The sequence below is a fragment of the Aporhodopirellula sallentina SM41 genome (assembly GCF_000346505.1).
GTDB lineage: Bacteria > Planctomycetota > Planctomycetia > Pirellulales > Pirellulaceae > Rhodopirellula > Rhodopirellula sallentina.
Genome location: NZ_ANOH01000393.1, coordinates 1 through 22,937, shown reverse-complemented (window position 1 = coordinate 22,937; position 22,937 = coordinate 1). Strand labels below are relative to the sequence as shown.

Sequence of the window (22,937 nt, the reverse complement as noted above, 5' to 3'; positions counted from 1 at the left end):
TTCCGTCATGCGGTTGTTGCGACGGTGCCCCTTTTTCGGTCCAACTGGATTCTCCGTTGGACGTGAATGCGTCGATTCGGGCGACTTGGACGTTTTCGATCGTAAACGTTAATCGATGATTCGGTTGGACTTCGCGAACGAGGTAGTCGACCACGGACTGCACCGATTCTTTGGTCACGATGACTTCAATGCGGGCTCGCGGTTGGGGCTCGCCGCCTTCGGAGTTGATCTCGTGCCGGCCGGCACCCATGCACGGGAACGATGTGAATCCGCTGACGCCCAAGCGTACAAAGGCGGTTTGCAGCATTTCTTCGGTCGATGGATCCGTGGTGATCGTAATCAATTTCACCGACGAGACGCCTTTCCGCCGAGCCGAATGGGCGTGCTCGGTGAACGCTTGATGCGAGTCCAAACCCACCGTGCTGAACGACAGACCGTGTTGTTCGAAATCGTTTTCCATCTCGTGCAGTTTGTCCATCACCGTATGGTCAACCAACTGGACGTCCGAAAGGTCCAAAACGATGTTGCGACGATCGACCAAACCGATCCGTTCGATCTGCCGACGCATCGGAATCCAATTGCTAAACACCGCTGACTTTCGTGCGGTCAATCGGACGGTGTTTCCGTCGTCTTCGGTCAACTCAATCTCCGGTTTGAACAACGACCGGGCTGGCACACCGTTAGACAAGTGGATGACGACTTTGGTGGCGATTCCGATCGCGATTCCGATCAACAAGTCGGTGGCAAGCACGCTGACGAGGGTGACGACGAAGATCACGAGTTGCTCGCGTCCGACTTTCCAAACGTTCATGAACTCGGTCGGGTGAGCGAGCCGGAAACCGGTGTAGATCAGCATCGCTGCCAGTGCGGCCATTGGGATGCGGTGCAGCACCATGGGAATGAACGCGACGCAGACCAACAAGAACACACCGTGCCACAGATCCGCGAAACGAGTCCGCGCCCCGTTGTCGATGTTCGCCTTGCTACGCACGATTTCGGAGATCATGGGCAACCCGCCGACGAGGGCACAGCAAAGGTTGCCGGTACCGACGGCGATCATGTCGCGGTCCATGTTGGTTTTGCGTTTCCAGGGATCGAGCAAGTCGATTGCCTTGGCACTGAGCAGCGATTCGAGGCTGCCGATGATGAAGAACATGAACACCCACGGCCAGGCACGCGGTTCACGCAGGGCGGCGAAGTTCGGTGTGGTCAACTCGTCGAACATGCCAAAGACTCGGTCGGGCATCGTGACGAGATAGTTCTCGCCGAGTTGGTATTCGTGGTTTTGCAGAACGTATGAGTGTTTGTGCATCAGATCGAAACCCATGCCCATCGGGATCGCAACCATGAGCACGATCAAAGGAGAAGGCAGGACTTTGAGAAAGCTCGCCTTTTGTTGAACAATCGGCCAGACAAACATGATCAGGACGCTGACCAGCCCGATGGCGGCGATCGCCGGGTTGGCGTCGGCGATGAAGTGTGGAATCTGTTTGATCATCTCCAGTGGTCCGCCGCTCGCGCTGACACCGAGAGCCACGGGGATCTGTTTCGCGATGATGATCACACCGATCGCGGCGAGCATGCCGTGCACGGCCGAAATCGGAAAGAACTCGCCCAGAATGCCGGCGCGAAAGAAGCCGAAACAGATCTGCAGGATCGCTGCCGCTACACCGACCGCCAACGCGGCTTGGTAGGCATGCGTGTCCGCTTCCGTCCATCCGCCGACCATCCCGTCACCGCCGAACGCGCCGATGCAACCGATCGCGATCACGATCAAACCCGCCGCCGGTCCTTTGATCGTTAGCTCGCTGTTGCTCATGAACGTGGTGATGAACGATCCGATGATCGCGGTGAAGATTCCCGCAATCGCCGGATAGCCGCTCGCGATCGAGATGCCTAGACACAACGGCAATGCGATCAGGAAGACGAGGAAACCCGAAATCAAGTCGTGCTTGATGTAGCGAGTGAAACCTTCGACGTTGCCGCGTGGAACGTCTCGCTGATTTGGAATCGATGTGCTCATGGAAAGGTTCAGGGGCGGAGGTGGAGAGAATGGATCGAGGAAGATGCGGGGGCGGAGTCGTTCGTGAAATTCAACGTGTCCGATTTCTGTAGCTGGATTCGCCTGATTTTCAGGTCACCGAAGTTTGGCAACATCGGGTACGTCAATTTTCAGAACGCTAATGCTCTAAGTGTGAATCGGCTTGATCGTCGGAATGTGAGGCATCACCGTCGCCGGTTGGTCCGAGCAGACGCACTCTTTGGTTGGTCAGTTCTTTTGCGGCGTGATATCGCGAACTGACACCGGGCTGTGGAACGAGGCCGCCGCCGACGATCAGCAGCGTCAACATCAACACAGCAAAGCGTTCGGTGGGGCGTGCATTCATCGGGATCAACGCACGGTTGGCGTGTCCGGTGAAAATGCGAAAGTAAGCCATCAAAACGGTGATCCCGCACAACGCGGCGGCGAGAACCACAAACGTTCCGACGAACGGATAAACGTCCACGGCGCCTTCGATTAGCAATTCCATGCCGACGAATCCGACCGTGGCGGGAAAGCCGATCGCGGCGAGTCCGGTCAGCAAAAAGAACCCCGCCATCATCGGCATCTGGCGATACATTCCGTGGTAGTCGATCAACGAAACGCGGGAAATGCGGGCTTCGATGCAACGCAGCGTGATGCCAAATCCGGTCATCGACAGTCCGACGGATAACCACAGGCAAAGTGCTCCCGCCAGACCGATGGGGGTCACCAATTCCAATCCGACCAGCACTAGCGAAGATTGGCTGAGCAAAAGGAAACAGAACATCCGGCGAGCTTCCCGTTGGATTAGTGCCATCGAAGCCGCGTAGATCGCGGTTGTCAACGACAGTACCGCGATGCTCTGCAGTGCCCACGATGGAGCGATCGGCAACACCAATCGCATCACCGCGTAGGCACCGGCGAGCGGCGTCGTGAAAAGGATGGCTGTCCCGAAGGTGGCCTTTTCGAACAAGTCCGTCATCCACAGATGCAGCGGGAAGATTCCCGCACGCAGCAACGCCGCGGCGGTCAACAATGCACCGGGAATCAACGTCGACGAGGGAGACGAATCGGTCAGCGACAACCACGCGTAGCCGGCGATCAGCAACGTGGCAAAGACGCTCATGTGCAGAACGTAGATGCGGGTGCAACGTTGCCGTTGTCGCAGTTCGAGGTACGGTGGGATTGTCGCAGCGATCAACAACCCGATCAGTGCCCAGGATGACCGGCAACTGAACGTCGCGAGCAGCAGTGTTTCAGAAAGCAACGCCAGGCGAAGCGAAAAACGCGGAGCTTTCGTTCGCAGCGTTGACATCACAACAACCAAATAGATCAACGCCGACAACGGGATCAGGAACGCGCTGAGTTCATCGACGACAAAGAACTCCGGATTGAAAATCCAACTGAGCAAGCGCCCATGATCGTGGGCTTCGAACGTTCCCATGAACAGAAAATCGAGCAGTTCGCCGATGGTCAGGAGCAGCGTTGCGGCACAGCACACAATCGCGTGGGCGGTGGTGTTCTCGCGTTGGCCGTGGATGTGGACCCACATCGCACCGATCAACGGTACGAGGATGGATATTTCAATCCACGGAAAGTGAAACTCAGGCATTGTGAATAATCTAAAGGAATGACGGGGGGATTGGTTTTGCCTAGGCGGCGCGGCCCATTTCTTCGGGATGCAAATCAATGTCTTCGGACTCGCGAGATTGTTCTCGAGAGATCCAGTCGGTGATTCGCTGTTCTTGCCGGTCGCACCAGTGCATGGTTCGCACAAAGGGGCCAACAATGTACTTGTCCAGTGCGATGTCCATGAATCCGCGGTCAAACCCGAATCGATAGCACCAACGTTGGATCGTCCCGGGCAGCATGCGGGCGCCGGCCCATTCGTCGTGTTCGAGTCGCGTGCCGATTTGGTTTTCGATGTCTTCGTAGTCGCGGATAATGGTCGGGGCTCGCAATAACTGCATCGTTCGCAAGCACGCGTGCCCAATGATGTGGATCAACGCGAGGTAGTACAGCCCCAGGCCGATTTCAACGACGATGATGCCGACCTGGGTCAGTGAGGCGTACGCGAGCGAAACTTTCACATCGCTCTGAACCCGCGACATGACCGCCCCGCAGCCCGCCGTGATGATTCCCAACGTGAGTACCATGATCTGCAGCGGCAAGGACACCGCGACGATCGGGCTCAAACGCAGCAACAGGTACGCACCCAAGTGAACCGACAACGCACCGTAGAAGATCGCACTCGATGGAGTCGGACCTTCCATCGCACGCGGCAACCATCCGCTAAATGGGAACAAACCTGATTTTCCGGCGGCCGCGATTAACAGTAACGAACCCACGAGCAACGCTTGCCCTGGTTCGATCGCGGCGACGCCCTCGGGCCACACTCCGCTGCTCATCAATCCGCCGAAGTCGCCTTCGCCGGTCAGGTGATGCATCGTGATCGCAGCGGTCAAGAACGCGGCGTCGGACAACCGGTAGACTGACCAAACGCGTTGTCCGTTGCGAACCGGATTGACGCGTTCGTGAAAGTACGCGACGAGCAACGCGGACGACAAACCGACCATTTCCCAGCCGACAAACAGTGTTTCGATGGTGCTCGCGAGCGACGACCAAACCATGCCGCAAAAGAACACCGCGTAGAACAAAAAGAAGCGGGCGTAGCCTTCTTCGCGGTGCAGGTATCGCCGTGTGAATTCGGCTACGACGCCGCACAGCACACAGCTCAAAATGGCAAACGGGATGCTCAATCGGTCGAACGCGAATTTGAGGCTGAAGTGAAAATCCTGTTCGGGAATTGATACCCAATTGCCCAGCTCCACGGGCACGTAGCGAATGCCGGTTGCGAGCATCAGGAACAGGATCACGATCGCGGGCAACAACGTGAACAATACCGCGGCCTGAGTCAGACGCGAAATCGAACCTTCGCTGAGCGCGCGGTTGAATAAGCCCGACAGCCCGAGGATCGCCAGCAATATCACGGGGCTGACGATCACCGCGGTGCCGAGCGTTTGGAAGGTGGTTTGAAGTGTGATCATGCGAGGAAGCGTTGGAGGGCAAGTTGTGTGGTTCGGGTGAGGCTGCGCGTTTCAATCGCCACTCGAATCGTGGTCGATCGTCACCGTTGCAAAGCCGAGATGATCACGTTGGCCGCGATACCAATCCGCTGAAGATTCGACTTCGGGGAGGTCGCTCGATTCGGCGACGTACGGCTCATAGCGGCCGTTGACGTAGCGAAGGATGTCCGAGGTTGATGGATCGATCAACGCGACCTGCACCCATCGGCCTTTCACTAATTTGGCGATGCCCGGATTGGCGTCGATGATCGTGTCCATGTTTTTGGGCGTGGTCTCGACAACAAAAAGAATTCGCATCGGTTCGTGAATTTCGACCATCTGCTGCGAGAGTCCCGGTCGCAGGTCGCTCGCGGCGCCCGTCATCACGCCTAGCATCGAGGCGACGTTGTGCGGCAGTTTCGATCCGCATCCGTAACCTTCGACGTCCACGCACGAGAAGTAGTACTCCAGGTTGATGCCGGCACAAACCGGAATGGCGGCTTGCAGAATCCGCGTCAGCACCGATGCCTGATCGTCATCAACCGACGGATCGTATTCGGTCAAGAACACCCGTCGATCCATGAACAACCCACGCGTCCAATCACGTCGGCCGACGGTCACCAACGCGTTGGTCGCGTGGTTGTATTCGGGGCGAGCCTGGGAAAGATCTTCGGATCGCTGTTCGACGTGTTCGAGGGCTTCGGAGAAGGTCAGGTCGAGCGGCGCCGATTCGAAACGACGGGCTCGCTCGTGAGCGTTTCGTGCTCGGGTTTCGTTAACGTTTCGTTCGATCCGTCGGAACAACTCGCGATGCGTTCGTGGCAGAAGGTCGAGGTCGTAGTACTCGACGTCGTCGTTACAGGTGTTGTGATAGGCACCGATGAAGCGAACGTCGTCGGGGATTTCGATGCCCCGTTCGAGAGTCAGGCGACGCACGCGTCGGTCGTTGGCCATCACCGCGAATGCACGCGCGTTTGGCCCGCCACGCCCGCCGCTGCACGCGCCGCAGTTGTACGCCGACTCGTGCGGGTTGTTTAAACTGCCGCTGCCGTGTCCAAAGAATACAACGATCGGCGGAAAATCTTTGACGCACCCGATGTCTTGCAGGATACGGACAACGATGTCAGCCATCTCATCCAAACTGTATCCCAACGCGTCGGGTTCTTGACCGGGTTCGTCGGCGATCCGCTCGAGATGCAGTTCCGACGAAGGCGTGCGAACGAACGTGCCCATCGAGTTCTTGAGCCGCGAAGTCAGCCGTGGGAACAAGATCCGGGCGACCATCGGAAACGTCGCAAGCGCGCCGAAAACACCCGTGACCCAGCCACCGACGAGCGTGCGCGAGTGAGCGTGAACTTGGTGAGTGAACCATCCGATCCGGCGTCGACGCACGGCACGTTTTTCACTCAGGTTGACGGTCGAAAACGTGGGCTCTTCTCGAACGTAGTGTTGCGGAGTGACGATCGCCGGACACAGCGGACGGTAGTGTGCGTGGTCGGCACCGCGGTAGTACATCGCGACGGCAAAGAATCCCGCTGCCGAAGCGGTCCGGCATTCCGGATCAATCTCCTCGAGATGACGGCGGAACGATTCCTCGCGATCGTCGATGCAGAATATCGCGAGGTACGCCGGTCGCCGAACGCTGAGCGATACCTGTTCGCGTCGTCGTTGGGAATGAATCGACAACGCGTCGAGCGTCGCGGTCGCGTAGTGACGCTCGTACGCCAACTGGAAGATTCGACGTCGCTCGAGTGATCCGAACGACTCGACTTCGTTGACGACGCGTTCCCATTGCTGTGACGACATCGACGTCAATTGTTCGGGTGTCCAACCGCCGGACTGAGCGAGTTGAAAGAGCACGTAGGTTCGTTCGCTCGTCGATGGGCCACGACGAAATGCAGGCAAGACTCCTCGTCGGGTGTGGCGTTGCAGTTCGGTGTCGACGCGGCGGCGGACTTCCTCGATGTTGCGTGTCCCGAAATGGCGTTCGCCCGCGTCGGCCAACGCGTGACGCTGCAGGATCAACCGGATCGCCAAGTATTCGTGCAACGATCCCGAGGGAATCGGATGCGGCAGGTGAGGAGCGTTGGTTTCGGTTTGCCAGATCATCCCGGCCCATCCGCGTAGGGCCAACAACGTCGTCGTGATCTCGTCTTCGACTTTGATTCGGTCGGACGTGTCGACACCCATCGCCGCGAGCGATTCGTTGATCGAGTCGAGCGGCGAGAACTCCCCGTTGGCGATCGACGACATCTCCAGCCGCAGGCAACGCATCCACGCGGGAAGGATCGATCCACGTTGCATGTACAGTCGGGCGAACGACTTTGCGAAACCCTGTTCGCGATCCGGTAACGACCAATCGGCGAATCCCTGATCGAGAAAGCTGCCACAGAATCGGATCAAAACTTCGTTCACAGCCGCATCGATGTCTTCGCCGCAGGTTTGCAGCATCAACTCGTTGAGCGAATCGTTGTGACGGAGCGGTTCGCTCGGCAGAGCGGCTTTGTCAATCCCGTCGTAGCAGACCCGCCACAACAGGTTTAGCGTGAAGGCTTCCCACCCGTCGTCGTTCCAAGTCGCCGGTTTCGACCCGCTGTTTTCATTCAGCAACGTTTGCACGATCGGCGGCAGCTTTCCTGAATCGCGACCCCGGATGATCCAGTTGCGGGTCGCCGAGATGACTTGGTCGCGACGGGCGAGCGAAACTTGGGATTGGAAACGTTTGAGAAGTTTGGTTTCGGCGAGCAGCCACTGCAGTTCCGCATCGGGGGCGGAGTGCAGCGTCATTTGCAACATCGCCAATCGCAACGAATAGCGGGTTCCGAAGTTCGCGATCAGTTCATCGGCCGTCGCGTCGAGGTCGTCCATCAGGACTTGGCGAAGATCGTCGATCGAGATCCGCCCGCGAGCCAGTTCGTGGTGGTACCGTTCTTCGGGCAGGTAGGGTTCACACCGATAGCGTCGTCCGCCTTCGAGGACGGCCTCTTCAAAGGGCAGGTCCTCGAACGAGTGCAGCGTGTTGTGATGCACGAAGATCGAGATCGGCCCCTGCGAAGGCAGGTAGTGCGTGGCGTGTTCGATGATTGACGCGAGATCCCGATCACCCGGAGCGAGAGGATGCGAGGATGCGGGAGAATCCGCCGGGGTGGGACCGCTCAGGGTTGCGTCTTGCATAGGGAAGCACGAGTCGTTGCGAAAGAACTGGATCGTTTGCTTGATTGCAGCCGGTGTGCCAAACAAGTGTTGCGATGGTCGTGGCAACGTCCGCTCGCGAACGATCTGCCCGGATGCCGAGCGTTTGGGTGCGAATTCCGGTGCTCGGAAAAGATCGCCGAAATCAAACCGTTCACCGAGGTGCACAGAATCTCTGCAGGCCGCTGCAGCAATCTGCAAAACTTTGCAGGTCGGTCCGCCTGGCGCCCGCAACGTTGCACGCCTACATCCCATTGGGCTCGATTCAACGTCGCGGGGCGACTAAGATCGGCGGCCCAACTCAACAGCCGCTGCAGCCCCAATCGACCCGTATGCCCGACCCCGATCCCTTTGGCGTTTTGATCGTCGACGACGAACCCAACATCCGTAGCGGATTGGCGAGAGGGCTCGCCGACGACGCCGACGTCATCGAAACCGCGGGGGATGCCGAGGAAGCACTCGCCAAGATCGATGGTGGGAACTATCCGTTGGTGATTGTCGACGTGCGATTGAACTGCGAAATGTCGGGGATCGAGCTGCTCGAACGCATCGTTGCTCAGCGACCACAGACGGCCGTCATCGTCATCACCGCTCATGGCACGGTTGAGACGGCGGTCGACGCGATGCGGGCCGGCGCGTTTGACTTCATCCTCAAACCGCTCGACCTGAATCTCGTTCGTCAACAAGTCCGCAAGGCTCGCGAGCACTATCAACTGCGGGTCGAAAACCAACAGTTGAAAAGCAGGCTCGCCGACTCGGGGCAGATCTCCAACATCGTCGCCGGTGGTGCGGCCATGCAGGATGTGTTCCGGCAAATCCGTCAAGTCGCCGCGACCGACGCGACGGTGATGATCCAAGGCGAAAGCGGTACGGGGAAAGAATTGATCGCGCGTGCGTTGCATGATCTTAGTGAAAGAAGCACTGGCCCCTTTGTCGCGGTTAACTTAGGTGCGTTACCTGAAACGCTGCTCGAGAGCGAATTGTTCGGGCACGAGAAAGGTGCATTCAGCGGTGCGAGCCGGCGGAAGCCCGGTTGTTTCGAACAAGCCTCGCACGGCACGCTGTTTCTCGACGAAGTCACCGAGATGTCGGCGAAGAGTCAGGTCGATTTGCTCCGTGTGCTCGAATCGCGGCAGTTTACTCGCGTCGGGGGCGAGCAAGTCTTAACCTCGGACGCTCGTGTAGTTTCGGCTACGAACCGGTCGGTGCAACAAATGGTTGACGAGGGTGCCTTTCGTGAGGATCTCTTCTATCGGCTGAATGTGATTCCCATCGAGTTGCCTCCGCTGCGAGGCCGACGAGATGACATCCCGTTGCTGGCGGAACATTTTCTCGAACAGTTTTGCACCCGGCACGGACGGCCGCAGAAAACGTTTGCCGCCGATGCGATGAAAACCATGATGTCGGCGCCATGGCCGGGCAACGTACGGCAGCTTCGCAATGTGATCGAACGAATGGTGCTGACTTCGGCGGGCGACGTGATCGAGCAAAACGAATTGCCATCGGAACTCAGCAAACCGGCCGGCAGTGGAAACACAGTGGTCGGAACGCTCGCCGATGCGGTCGAGGCCTGCGAGCGACAAACGATCGAGGCGGCGCTTCGCGCGTGCGGCATGCACCGCGAAAAGACCGCCAATATGTTGGGCGTCAGCGTGCGAACGTTGCACTACAAAATGGGCCGTTTCGGGCTGCGATGATGTTGGGTGAATTGATGATGTTGGATGAATTACTGTGATGATTGACCCTCCCGGTGCACGCGGCGTACGACGGATCGCGATCGGTCTGGCTCTGCTGAGTTTGCTGTCACTTGCGGTGACCGCCTGGATTCTCGCGACGGTCTCGCGGGAACAGGAGATCCTCAAACAAATCATCAAACACCTGCCGACCAGCGATCTGAAAATCGCCAACGAGCTGTCCGGAGATCTGAGTCTGCAGAGCAGCCTGCTCGCTTTGCTCGTGTTGAACGTGATGGCCACCGCGGTCGCGTTCGTCTTCGTCGTTCGGGCCTACCTGTCGAGCGAAAAATCGCTCGCCGATGTCAAAGTGCTCTCGTCAGATATTCTTGCGAGCATGGATTCGGGCGTGATCACAACCGACGAGAACGGTGTCATCACGAGTATCAATACGAGAGGCCGATCCTTGTTGGGTTGGGATCCAAACGGATCGAATGGGGAATCTGATAATGCAGTCGGTTCGGTGGGGGCGCCGAAGCCTGGGATCGGAGGCAATATCGCTGAGATCAATCGTGATCACGGGATGTTGGCCCAGATTTGCGAGGAGAGTCGCCTCCGCGCCGAACCGATTCGGGATCGAGATTACCGAGTCCAACGTGATGGACTCGTGCAAACGTTCCGGGCCGGTTGCACGCGGCTGCACAACCGAGGTGGACAACAGATCGGTCAGGTTATCCATGTTCGTGACGTGACGCAGAAAGCGTTGATGGAAGAACGGTTGCGACGGATGGAACGCTACATGGGGCTCGGGTCGTTGGCGGCTGGTTTGCAACACGAAATCAAGAATCCTCTCAGTGCGTTGTCGTTGCATATCCAGTTGTTGTGCGAACGGTTGGCGAAAGAGACCGGCGATGCTGAGGTGAACGAGTCGCTCGATATTCTCAATACCGAAGTCAAACGAATCGGTAGCGTGCTCGACGGTTTCCGCAGCTACGCGTCGATCAACGACATCGGTCGCTCTCCGGTCGATGTGAATCTGCTGATCGAGAAACTCGTTCGTCTTTTGCGTCCGCAGGCGGAGGGGCAAAAGGTCCAGATTCGCGTCCAACCGTCACGTGAAATGTTGGGCATGATCCAAGCCGACTCGGTTCGTTTGGAGCAGGTGTTTTTGAACCTCGCGATCAACGCGATCGCGTCCATGCCGGACGGAGGAGTTTTGTGTTTCGTGATTTCAGGCGATGATCGCGGCATCCAAGTCGACGTGGTTGATACCGGCAAAGGGATCCCGGCAGAGATCCAGCCCAAGATCTTTGATCCGTATTTCACCACCCGTCCCGACGGCACCGGCATGGGGCTCGCGCTGTGCGACAAGATTATCCGCCAACACAACGGCAACCTCGACTTCCAAACCAGCCCCCAGGGAACCACGTTCACCGTCGTGCTGCCGGTGAATGAAGAAGTCTGATCGCGAGAGCGTGTATCGAAATGAAGTAGCCGGAGTGGCTAAGACTTCGGGGGTGTGTTGCCGGTGGGGAGTCTGAATCTTTGGCGAATCCAGTTAAGGGATTGGCCCAGTCGATTTTTGTAATCGGCTCCGGTAGCGAAAATCGCCAAGAGTTTCGGCGGGCCCTATGGATCACCGAAAACTCTTGGCGGGCAGTTAGTTTATTAGCCCGCTGCGCTAGCGAGGGATGCACACAACCACTCGCTTGCCGGTGGGGCGATTTAAACAAGAGTCAACCTGTATTCGTTTAACCGGTAGCCGTAGGCGACGTGCAGTGGCAGAAGGTCGCCTTTGGCGCCTGTTAAACGAATAAATCAACAGCCCGTAGCGCATCGGGCTATTAAATCAACCACTCGCTTGCGCGTCGGGCTAATAGTCTATCGTTAGCCTCGGGGGAGCCCTTCGAATCAACAGCGTGCCAGGAGTTTCGGCGGGGGGCTCTGTCAAACGCCGAACGTCTTGGCGACTTTCGCTACGGGCTCGATCAATTGGCTGCGAGTCGGGCGGATTGTCCTGGGCGGCGTTGGAAATCGCTCAGGACGCACGCTCCGGCGTCGACGCATTTTCTCGGAATATGCGGGCAAGGTTTCGTTTATCAACTTTTGATGATATTCATCCAGAATCTTTGTGACTTCACGCATTGTCTTCTCGGATTGTGCTAGGATCGCCGCTGATCCGCTTTAGAGGGGGCTTCGGTGCCCTTGTTGAGGGCGGCCGCAGTCATCTTTTCTTGTCGTTTTGCCTGCCTTTCCGGCCCGCATCATCCCTGATGTCCTCGGTTTGAGTCGCAATCGACGCGTAACTTGGTTTGATTTGTGAGGGCATAGGCTTGATTAGTCGTCGATTTAAATTCGGTTCCGCTGGTTCACTTGTCCGCGCACGTCGCCGTGCACTCGAAAAGTTCGTCACAGCGAGAAGTCGCGGTTTGCTTGTCGAATCACTCGAGTCCCGGCAACTCCTCGCGGGCGATTTCCCGACCGTCGAATCGCTGTCTGCCGATCCGGCGTACGGGGTCGGTAACGAGCAGGTGAGTTACTCGTTGACGTTCAGTGAAGCCGTATCAAGAGTCGATATCACTGATTTCGTCGTTGACCAAGTCGGCGTGACCGGAGCATCCGTCGCGGAAGTGATCCCCGGATCGGACGGTTCGAGTTACACGGTTGTTGTGAATACCGGTTCGGATGACGGGACGTTGCAGCTGCGATTGGTAGACGACGACACCATCACTAGTCTCACGGGCGGGTTGCTCGGTGACTCCGGTGCAGGCAATGGAGATTTTGATGGGAACGTGGTGTCGATTGAACGCGAACCGCTCCGCACTATCAACGGATATGTTTTCGAGGATACCAACAACGATGGTGTTCGCGACGCGGGAGAACCCGGTGCGACCGGTGCGTGGGTTTACGTTGATCTGAACAGCGACGGAGTTTGGAGCTATCCCGAACCGTATGACACCTACAGCGATGCTGATCTCGCTTCGACGCCGGATATCGACGAAGCGGGTTGGTTTGAGATGGATGACGTGCCGCTCGGCGAGCACGTGTTGCGGGTTCGAGATCGAACGGAATTTGTCTCATCGACATTTTCGTCCGCGCCGGTCACGGTTTCCTTTGATACCGAATCGGTGTCGGCGGCAGTGCCCGCGGTTGCCAACGAGTCGGTGATCGAAGGCGTGCTGTTTGAGGATTTGAATTTGAACGGAGTGCGAGACGCCGGTGAACCGGGACTTTCGGGCCAGACGGTGTTCCTCGATTCAAGTTTCAACGGCAACCTTGACTCGTGGGAGGATTCACTCGTCACGCTCGAGGACGATCCGACGACGATCGATGTGGATGAAACCGGACACTATCGGTTTGAGACGCTCTACTTCACAACCCATCGTGTTCGGGCGGTGTTGGACGACGCGTGGGTGTTCACGACGACGGATCCACAGGAAATTGTCGTCGACTCCGCGTCTGATGTTGAGACGGCGAACATCGGCTGGACGAGAAACCTGACCCAAATTTCGGGCGTCGTGTTTGATGATATCGATGCCGATGGCGTTCAATCAGCAGGAGAATCCGGGGTCGCAGGTTGGACTATTTTTCTAGATGAAGACGGCGACGGGCGGTTGGACTCGTGGGAGTCATCGACCACGACCGACTCAAACGGCAGCTACTCGTTCGACACGCTTCCGTTGGGGCAACACGTTGTCGCGACGGAGTTTGTAAGCGGGTACCTCAGTACGACCGTCAGTCGTCAAACTGTGCAATTGTTGGGCAGTACCGATTCACCGATCGCGGACTTTGGCGTTCGTCAGAACGATACTTCCATTGAGGGAACCCTGTTCGAAGACGTCAACGAGAACGGCATCTTTGACGATGGCGAATTGCCCATTTCCGGTGCAACGGTTTATGTCGACGCGAACAACAATTCGCGGCTCGACGTGGGCGAGTCCAGCGACGTCAGCGAGACCGACGGAAGTTATCGGTTGATCGATCTGATTCCGGGCGAACAAGATTTGCGTTTTATTCCGCCCGTTGGCTATCGGCAAACCGGTGAACCGAACACCGGGGATCGGTTGTTCGTTTGGCATGACTTTTCTTCGATCAGCGAGGTAGATCTAACAGACGGTTCAGTCATTGCGCAAGAAACTGTTTTGCGCGTCCCTACGCACGCGGTGGAGGCAACGAGTTTGGCATTCGACGGTGAATTCCTCTACACGCTCGATCGGAACGATGCACTCGTTGTTGTGATCGATCCTGACACGCTCGCTGCTGTGGATTCGTTTTCCGTTCCGATCAACACGGGAGCGAATTGGCATGGAGCGGCCGTGGTCGACGGCGATCTGTTCTTCTCCAACGACTCGTTCGACGAAATTATTCGCATCGATTTGGAGACCCGCGAATTGGTTTCTTCGTTCCACATTCCGAGCCTGAATCCGACCGCTAATACCACGAACCTTCAGTTCTCTTTGGGAGAAACGGCGGACGGGACGGCGTTGCTCGCGGGGACACCAGGCGATGCCAAATTGGTAATCGATCCAGAGACCGGATTGATTACCGGCGAGATCTATCCGCTGCCTGACGGTGTCCGGCACGATGGACTCGCGGGAGGGAATGGCAGTTTCTACGCAGGATCCTATGCGGCACGGGCCGTTCAGAGCTACCAAGCCGACGGAACCGAGGTGGGAACGATCTCGGTCGGTGTCAGGATTATGGGGGTGGCGACCGGCGGGGGCTTCGACTTCAGGCGAACGGTTTCGGTCTCACTCGACGAACAACTTACCGAAATTGACTTTGGTGCGGTGGACGTCAGCAGCAGCATTGCAGGCGTCCAATTTGACGATGCCAATCAGAACGGCGTCCAGGACCCCGGGGAAACGGGAATCGAAGGTGCTACGGTATTCGTGGACCTGAACAACAATTTTTCGTTGGATGCCGACGAACCGTTTGCGGTCAGTGCTGCCGACGGGGCTTACACGTTGCAGGACGTTCCCCCAGGAGATGTCACCATTCGATCGGTTGCACCGGGGAACTATCGAATCATCGATACCGGTCCTTCAGCAGAGAGGTTGTTCGCGTTGGGAAGGACGGCGTCCGGGGACAGCGACACAGGATTCGTTCACGAGATCTTGGAGTTGGATCCTGAAACAGGGCAAATGCTCCGTGCCATACCGACCGGCATTCCGGCCAGCTTCGCAGCGTTGGCTCTCGAGTTTGACGGCACCCATCTTTTCATCACGGACAGCTATTTCGATCTGGTTCATGAACTGACAACGGATGGAACTCTCGTTGACAGTTCGCCGCTGGGAGTGCCGACCGAAGATGGCGCCGGATACACCAACGAAGAGGACTTTGGGCTGGTCAACGTGCAGGGCACTTTGTTCTCGGTTCGTCCGACCGATTATGGAGGTTTGCTGCTGTATTCGTTTGATCCCGTGTCCAACGAGTTCACCTATCGAACGGCGATCACTTTCGACAATGGGCTCGAGTCATTGCCCGACGGATCGTTTGTGATTCCTCCAACGGCAACCTTTGCATCCGCCGCTTCGTTCGATGGCACCAAAATTCTGTTGGCGGCCGACGACGATCGGATTTTAGAAATCGATCCTGTCACTGGAGTTGCCACGTTCGATCCTGAATCATTCCAAGACAATCCGCTCACCCGAGGACTCACAACTTTGGGAGGAGAGATCTTTGAGTCGTTTGGGAATCGAGTCGAGGTGCGTGATTCAGCGGGGCAATGGGTCCGTGAGGTATTCGTTCCTAAATTTGTCTTCGGGCTGGCTAGCGGCAGCCTTTCGGACAATGGGATCAGTGTTGAAGTCGTCGAAGGGAGTAACGTTGCGGATGTGAACCACGGTTTTGCGTCGACACTCAGTACTCTCGCCGGAGTGATCACGGATGACGTCAACGCGAATGGCGTCGCGGACGCGGGCGAGCAACCTTTGTCGGGAGCCACGGTCTATTTGGATGCGAACCGCAACGGTGTTTTTGACGTGGGAGAAGTTTCCACGGTAACGGATTCGCAGGGGGCCTATTTGTTTGAGGTCGCTGCGGGTGATTACGTCGTTCGTCAAGTCTCCGCGTCGGACGAGGTGTCGCAGGCGTGGACGTCCAACACGACACGATTGTTCGCCTATCTCTACGATTACGATCTCGCGACCGCGTCGATTCATGAAATCGACCCCGACTCCGGTGAGGTACTCAATTCATTTGCGGCTCCTGGAATCTCTCATCCCAATCTCGGCGCCGGATTGGCACTCGACGGCGACACACTGTACATGTCGCAGCTCGACAATGTCTTTGAAATTAATGCAAACACGGGTGAGGTGACTCACACCTCGTCGTTCGACGGCGATTTCAATGGGATGGCAATCATCGATGGAGAGGGGTTCCTGCTCGATTCCAACCGCAATACCATCGTGGCCTACGATTTGATCCGCCGTGAGATAACCCGGACGCTACCGTTTTATTCCTACAACTTGTTCGGCGCGTTGGGTGAGTCAGCGGATGGGACGAAGTTGATCGCCCGCGGCTCCAACGAAATGTTGACAATCGATCCGCTAACGGGGACCGTGCTAACGAGCGAATACACTCCGTCGATTTTTGGTGCTGCCAGCGCGGCAGGCGAGCTGTTCGTTAACGGCCCACTGGTATCGACGAACCAAACGGCAACTCACGTTCGCGATTCCCTGGGGCAAACCATCCGGGTTGTCGACTGGGCTCTGCCGTTTGCCGCGCGTGCCTATGGGGCGGATTCGGTTACCGCGGTCGAGCACCGGGTTCGAGTGCTCGGCGGACAAGATATCGTGGACTTGAACTTCGGGCAGGTGTCCGCGACCGGAACGATCAGCGGTTTGCAGTTCGTCGATGAGAACGGGGATGGGATTCAAAACCCCGGCGAACAACCGCTCGCGGGCGTGACTGTGTTTGTCGACGCAAACACGAACGGTTGGCTCGATGAAGGCGAGTCATTCGCCGTCAGTGACGCAAACGGACAATACACCATCGAAGGCGTCCCCGGTAGATCCGTGTTAGTGCAAAGCGTCGCACCGGAGAACTTCCGATCAACGACTGCCGTGCAAGGACATGACAGGTTGTTCCAACTTCTCAGCACGGCGAATCCCGAAAGTCCAACGGGATCCTTCTTTGCAATTGCCGAAGTCAATCGATCCACGGGCGAAACCACACGCCGGCACGCTACGGAGTTGCCTGCCGGCGGTGGGAACTCAATTGGGTTTGACGGGGAACGGTTAGTGTTGGTGAGCAATCAATACCGAATGGTCTATGAGCTCGCAACCGACGGCACGTTGTTGGACCAGACTCCATTCCCAGAAGGTGTGGCGAATCTCGTTGGTCCGGCTGTGTTGAACGGCGAATTCTACATGCTGCAGTTCGGTGGCAGTGCGTTAGGTGAGTTCCTAGTGCGTTTTGATACGGGTAGCAACGAGTTTGTCGACGCGAAAGCGATCACTCATCTCGTCAACGATCTCGTTGATAGTTTTGTCTACGTTCAACCCTTCGAAGCGGGATTGAGTGAATCACCGGACGGTGAGTCCTTGCTGCTGTTCCCCGGGAATGGTCGCATTGCGAGGTTGGATCCCATCACCGCACGTGTGACAACAGTTGACTACAACAGTTTGATTGACGGAGTTGGATACGATGCGACCAGCGTGGATGGTGAGTTGTGGGTGGATTCCAATTCCGGTGGTGGCAACATCTACGTGCTCGATGCTCAGTTCAATGTGACTCGGCAGGTCTACACGGAATACGGCGATGGACTCGCGGGGGGAACGTCGTACGATCGCGGTGTCGTCGTGGATGTTGCGACCGGCGAAGCAGTGAGCAATATCGACCACGGATACCAATCCGAGCTTGTCGAACTGAGTGGTACGGTTGCTCTGGATGACAACGGAGATGGCGTGATTGACGCCGCGGACACGCCACGAGTTGGCGTGACGGTTTACCTCGATGCCAACCGAAACGGTGTGTTCGATAGCGGCGAGATGACGACAACGACTGACGTCAGTGGGGTATACTCGTTCGAGGACGTTGCTCCCGGTGAACACGTCATTCGAGTCGTGGACGGTCCTGGGTTTGGATCAGTCGCCGTCGCCGAAGACCAAACCCGCTTGTTTGCGTTGCAATTTACCGCGGGCACGTCGACGATTCGCGAATTAGACCCCGTCAGCGGTCAGAGGCTCGCTGAGTTTGCAGCACCTGGCGAACCGCAGACGGGAGTTGCCGGACTCGCGTTGGGCGAGGATACGTTGTACTACGTGGCGGGACTGAATCTGTGGATGCTGGATCCGAACACAGGCGCTAGCAAAGGCCAGTTTGAGTTGCCGCCCGGGGCGTATGATGGAGTGGCCTATGTCAACGGAGACTTGTTTGTTGCCGATTATTCCACTGAATTGATTTTGCGTGTGGATCCGGTGTCCGGTGTGGTGCTTGATACCTTGGACATCAACGCTGTCAATGCAAACAACTACACTCTTGTTGGTAGCCTGTCCGAATCCATTGACGGAACGGAGTTGTACGTGTGGGCAAGCGGCTATGGCCTGACGATCGATCCGGATACGGGCGTGGTGACCAGCGAGAATTACTCGCAAGGACCTCAGCCCTATGGTCTCGCGGCCGCAGGTGGAGAAATCTATCGCGGCACGTCCGATGGCATCTTCGTTGACACAATCTGGAACGGGAATAGTGTTACCGTTCGCACACTGTCGACTGGATTCCGACCGTTCGGAATCGCGGGGGCGACCGTCGATGCGACCGAACATCGTGTGACAGCGATTGCCGGCCAGGACATCGGTGATTTGGATCTGATTTCGAAATTGCGGGCTGATTTTGGAGATGCATCCGATAGCTTCGGGACGTTGTTGGCATCTGACGGCGCTCGGCATGCCGTCGATCCTGCCGTGCGGCTCGGTGCGACAGTGTTTGCAACGTCGGACGCGAACGTTTCGGGCAATGATTTTGACGATGACGGAATCACGTTCCACGGAAACATGATTGCCGGTGCCGAGTTTGCTTTCGATGTGGATGCCTCGACGTTCGGTTCGTTGGGTGTTTGGATTGACTTCAACGGCAACGGGCAGTTCGACAGTGCGACCGAGCAGACTCAGTTCAACGGGCTTGACGCTGGAATCAGCACATTGACGGTGAATGTTCCGGTCGATGCGGTGTTGGACTTGGTGCAGGCTCGGTTCCGGTTCAGCACCGACGCGACCGCGGTTGAAACGCCGACCGGCTGGGCACCGGATGGTGAAGTCGAAGACTATCAATTGTCGATCGCTGCACCAAACGTGTCGTTGTCGCTGGATGATCGATTCTTAATGGAAGCCGAGGGCCAGATCACGGCGACGGTGACATTGGATCAACCTCTTGTTGCCGATAAAACTTATTCGATCGCGCTGGCTCCGAGCGGATTGGGGATCCTCGACCGAGTATCGGCTCCGCAGTCGGTCGTGATTCCTGCGGGGCAGATCTCGGCAACTTTTGTTTTGACAGGGATCGACAACAACGTCCTTGACGGTGACCGCAGCGGCAGAGTGTCGATCTACGATCAACCAACCAGTGCTGCCGACGCTCTTTCGTTCAGAGTGATCGATGACGACGTCTTCGGGTTGCAGCTCCAGCTCGATGCGACCTTGATTTCGGAACAGGAATCGACGACGGCGACAGTGTCCTTGGATTCCATTTTGACAGAACCGATCACAATCAATCTTTTGAGTAGTGATACCGGTGAAGCGATCGTCTCTCCATCGAGCATCGTGATCCCCGCCGGTGAGCAGTCAGCAACCGTGACGGTTTCCGGGGTTGGCTGACGACCTGGTCGACAATGATGAGTCGGTGCTTATCACGGCATCGCCAGTTGGTTATGCAGACGTGACGACAACCGTCGTGGTCAGCAATTCGGACACGTCCACACTGTCGATCGCGTTGGATGAAGTGTCCATCAGCGAGAATGGGGGAACGACGAGCGGAACGATTTCGCTGACGACACCTTTGGTGGATGATCTCGTGGTTTCCCTCAGCAGCAGCGATGTGGGCGAAGCGGCGGTTCCGTCGAGCGTCACGATTCTCGCGGGAGAAACGATGGCCTCGTTTACCGTTGGCGGTGTGGATGAGTCGATCGATGACGAGGACGAGTTGGTCACCATTTTCGCGGACAGTTTGCTCAATTCGGACTCCGTCGACATCACCGTGACGAACGATGACACCGCGGAACTGTCTCTGTCGATCGAAGACAGCACGATTGCTGAGAACGGGGGCGCCACGACCGCGATTCTAACGCTGTCGACGGCCTACTACACCGACCTGACGATTGATTTGTCGTCGAGCGATGTGGGTGAAGCGAGCGTGCCCGCGTCGGTCACGATCTTGGCAGGAGAAACAATGACGTCGTTCACGGTGTCGGCGGTGGACGACGGCGTAGATACCCTCGAGGACTCGTCGGTTGTCATCACGGCGACAAGTGCAGCGGTTGGTTCTGGCTCGCAAACGCTTGCGATTCTTGACGACGACGTGGCGGTCCTGACTGTCGAGGTGGCTGACGACGTGATCTCGGAAGATGGATCGACGCAGTTGTTTGCTCGACTATCGGTTCCGCGTGACGTGATCACGCCGGTGCAGTTGACGAGTGACGACACCGGCGAAGCGATCATCGGGGCGTTGTCGATTAACATCCCCGCAGGGGGCGTCTTTGCAAACGCGAGTGTGTCTGGCGTTGCGGACAATTTGATCGACGGTAATCAAGCAGTGACGTTGACCGGGACGAACTCGGAATTCGGAACTGCGACGGACAGCTTGATTGTGAGTGACACGGACTCGGCGACGCTTTCGCTGACGATTGATGAGGCGTCAATCAGCGAAAACGGAGGCACGGCGTCCGGCACGGTTTCGCTGACAACTCCTTCGGCGACCGACACGATCGTCTCGATCTCAAGCAGCGATACAACTGAAGCAACGGTTCCTGTCAGCGTGACGATATTGGCGGGTGATCCCTTTGCGGAGTTTGTGATCAGTGCGGTTGACGACTCGATCATCGACGGAACTCAGACGGTGACGATCAGTGGCGGCAGTTCGTTTGGATTCGCGGCAGCGTCGATCGATGTCACCAATGATGACGTCAACCAAGATCCAACTGGGGTACCGTTGGTTGTCGGTGTTGCCCAAGAGGGACAGACATTGTTGGTGGAAACCAACGGGATCAGTGATCCAGATGGGTTGGGGGCGTTTGCCTATCAATGGCTCCGTGATTCGGTGGTCATTCCTGACGCTGGCGGTGACAGCTATGTGCTCGCACCGGAGGATGTTGGCAGCCAAATCAGCGTGTCGGTCAGATATGTCGACGGACGCGGGACCGCGGAAGGGCCGCTGACGAGTGCTCCTACGGATCCGATTGCCTCGGCGGCACGTTGGTTTGATTTGGCCTTCGAAGATTTCGAGAGTGGGTTTGGCACGTACACCGATGGTGGCAACGACGCGCGTATCCACACCGGTTCGCGTTCGCATCAGGGCAGCAGGTCGGCTAATTTGCAGGACAACAGCGGTTCGCGTTCGTCAATCACACTTACCGATCCGTTGCCTCTGGCTACGAGGGAACTCGAGGAGTTAAAAGTCGAGTTTTGGTTCTACACGAACAGTTTCGAAAACGGAGAAGATTTCTGGTTGCAGTATTCGGACGATGGCTCGAGTTGGCAAACCATCGCGACCTGGAGACGAGGAACCGATTTCAACAACAATGAGTTCGTGTTCGCGTCGGTCGAGGTGAACGACCAGGATGTTAGCTTCACCGACGATGCTCGCATTCGCTTGCGAGCCGATGCGAGCAATAACGGTGACGATGTCTATATTGATGAAATCGCAATCCAAGGGTTCGGCCCGAAACACGCACCCGTCGCGACCGACGATTCCGTAGTCACGAGCCAGCAGACGCCGGTCGTTATCAGTGTCCTAGAGAATGATTCGGATCTCGACGGCGACGCCATTGCCGTTACCGCGACCTCACAGCCCGCCAACGGAGAGGTCACCGACAACGGTGATGGTACGTTGTCGTACACCGCGGACGCGGGCTTTGTCGGAACAGATGCGTTTACGTATACGATCAGCGATGGCTTTGGTGGTACCGCGACGGCGACGGTCACTGTAGAGGTCGTTGAGCAGGCCTTGTGGACTGACCTTGCGTTTGAAGATTTTGAGAACGGGTTTGGTTCCTACACCGACGGCGGTCGCGACGCGTACCTTTACACCGGTGGCGGACGGGCTCATCAAGGTAACAACGCACTCGGACTGCAGGACAACAGCGGGACGCAGTCATCGGCTACGTTGACGGACAGCCTGGACCTGGAAACGCCCGGCTACACGGAACTGAACGTCGAGTTTTGGTATTACGCCGCGAGCTTTGAAAACAACGAAGATTTCCTGCTGCAGTTCTTTGACGGGAACCGTTGGCGGACGATCGAAAGTTGGAGACGCGGTGTCGATTTCGAGAACAACGAGTTCAAGCAAGCTTCGGTGACGATCTCGTCGCAGGATTATGCGTTTACCTCCGACGCCAAGATTCGTCTGGTGGCGGATGCGAGTAGCAATGGGGATGACGTCTACATCGACGAAATCCGAATCTCTGCTCGGTAGGGCGGGTTGGTAAACGAGGTAGCCGATGTCGCCAGAATTTGGGGGATCTGAATTCTGGCGACATCCAGCTACAGGGATTGGGCCGTCGATTTTTATGATCGGATCGAGTAGCGAGGCTCGCCAACGGTTTGTCGAATTAATCGAGAGTCAACCTGTATTCGTTTAACCGGTAGCCGTAGGCGACGTGCAGTGGCAGAAGGTCGCCTTTGGCGCCTGTTAAACGAATAAATCAACAGCCCGTAGCGCATCGGGCTATTAAATCAACCACTCGCTTGCGCGTCGGGCTAATAGTCTATCGTTAGCCTCGGGGGAGCCCTTCGACTCAACAGCGTGCCAGGAGTTTCGGCGGGGGCA

The 22,937-nt window shown here is 57.1% G+C and carries 8 protein-coding genes; 4 read left to right on the top strand and 4 right to left on the bottom strand.

Annotated features, from left to right (window positions below; all coding sequences use genetic code 11):
* The 4 genes from RSSM_RS25325 to RSSM_RS25310 form a co-directional block, all read right to left on the bottom strand.
* Positions 1-2,023 (bottom strand): SulP family inorganic anion transporter (locus RSSM_RS25325; protein ID WP_008686586.1); only part of this gene is annotated, 2,023 nt, incomplete at its 3' end.
* A gap of 157 nt (positions 2,024-2,180) precedes the next feature.
* Positions 2,181-3,635, bottom strand: a complete 1,455-nt coding sequence (locus RSSM_RS25320; RefSeq protein ID WP_008686584.1) for a proton-conducting transporter transmembrane domain-containing protein — start codon at positions 3,633-3,635, stop codon at positions 2,181-2,183.
* A 40-nt stretch (positions 3,636-3,675) separates the two neighbouring features.
* Positions 3,676-5,070, bottom strand: coding sequence for a proton-conducting transporter transmembrane domain-containing protein (locus tag RSSM_RS25315; protein WP_008686583.1), 1,395 nt, complete (start codon positions 5,068-5,070; stop codon positions 3,676-3,678).
* 51 nt (positions 5,071-5,121) lie between these two features.
* Positions 5,122-8,262, bottom strand: coding sequence for a DUF2309 domain-containing protein (locus tag RSSM_RS25310; protein WP_144060110.1), 3,141 nt, complete (start codon positions 8,260-8,262; stop codon positions 5,122-5,124).
* A gap of 350 nt (positions 8,263-8,612) precedes the next feature.
* On the opposite strand from RSSM_RS25310, the gene RSSM_RS25305 reads away from it, so the two are divergent.
* From RSSM_RS25305 to RSSM_RS25285, 4 genes are all read left to right on the top strand, one after another.
* Positions 8,613-9,977, top strand: coding sequence for a sigma-54-dependent transcriptional regulator (locus RSSM_RS25305; protein ID WP_008686581.1), 1,365 nt, complete (start codon positions 8,613-8,615; stop codon positions 9,975-9,977).
* Between the two features lie 37 nt (positions 9,978-10,014).
* Positions 10,015-11,418 carry a two-component system sensor histidine kinase NtrB gene (locus RSSM_RS25300; protein WP_008686580.1) on the top strand — a complete coding sequence of 468 codons (1,404 nt, stop codon included), beginning with the start codon at positions 10,015-10,017 and terminating at the stop codon, positions 11,416-11,418.
* A 964-nt stretch (positions 11,419-12,382) separates the two neighbouring features.
* Positions 12,383-19,771 carry an SdrD B-like domain-containing protein gene (locus RSSM_RS25290; protein WP_144060109.1) on the top strand — a complete coding sequence of 2,463 codons (7,389 nt, stop codon included), beginning with the start codon at positions 12,383-12,385 and terminating at the stop codon, positions 19,769-19,771.
* Positions 19,764-22,583: an Ig-like domain-containing protein gene (locus RSSM_RS25285; protein ID WP_008686577.1), complete on the top strand. Its 2,820-nt coding sequence runs from the start codon at positions 19,764-19,766 to the stop codon at positions 22,581-22,583. Before RSSM_RS25290 ends, RSSM_RS25285 begins: the two co-directional genes overlap by 8 nt.
* Positions 22,584-22,937 lie beyond the last annotated feature (354 nt).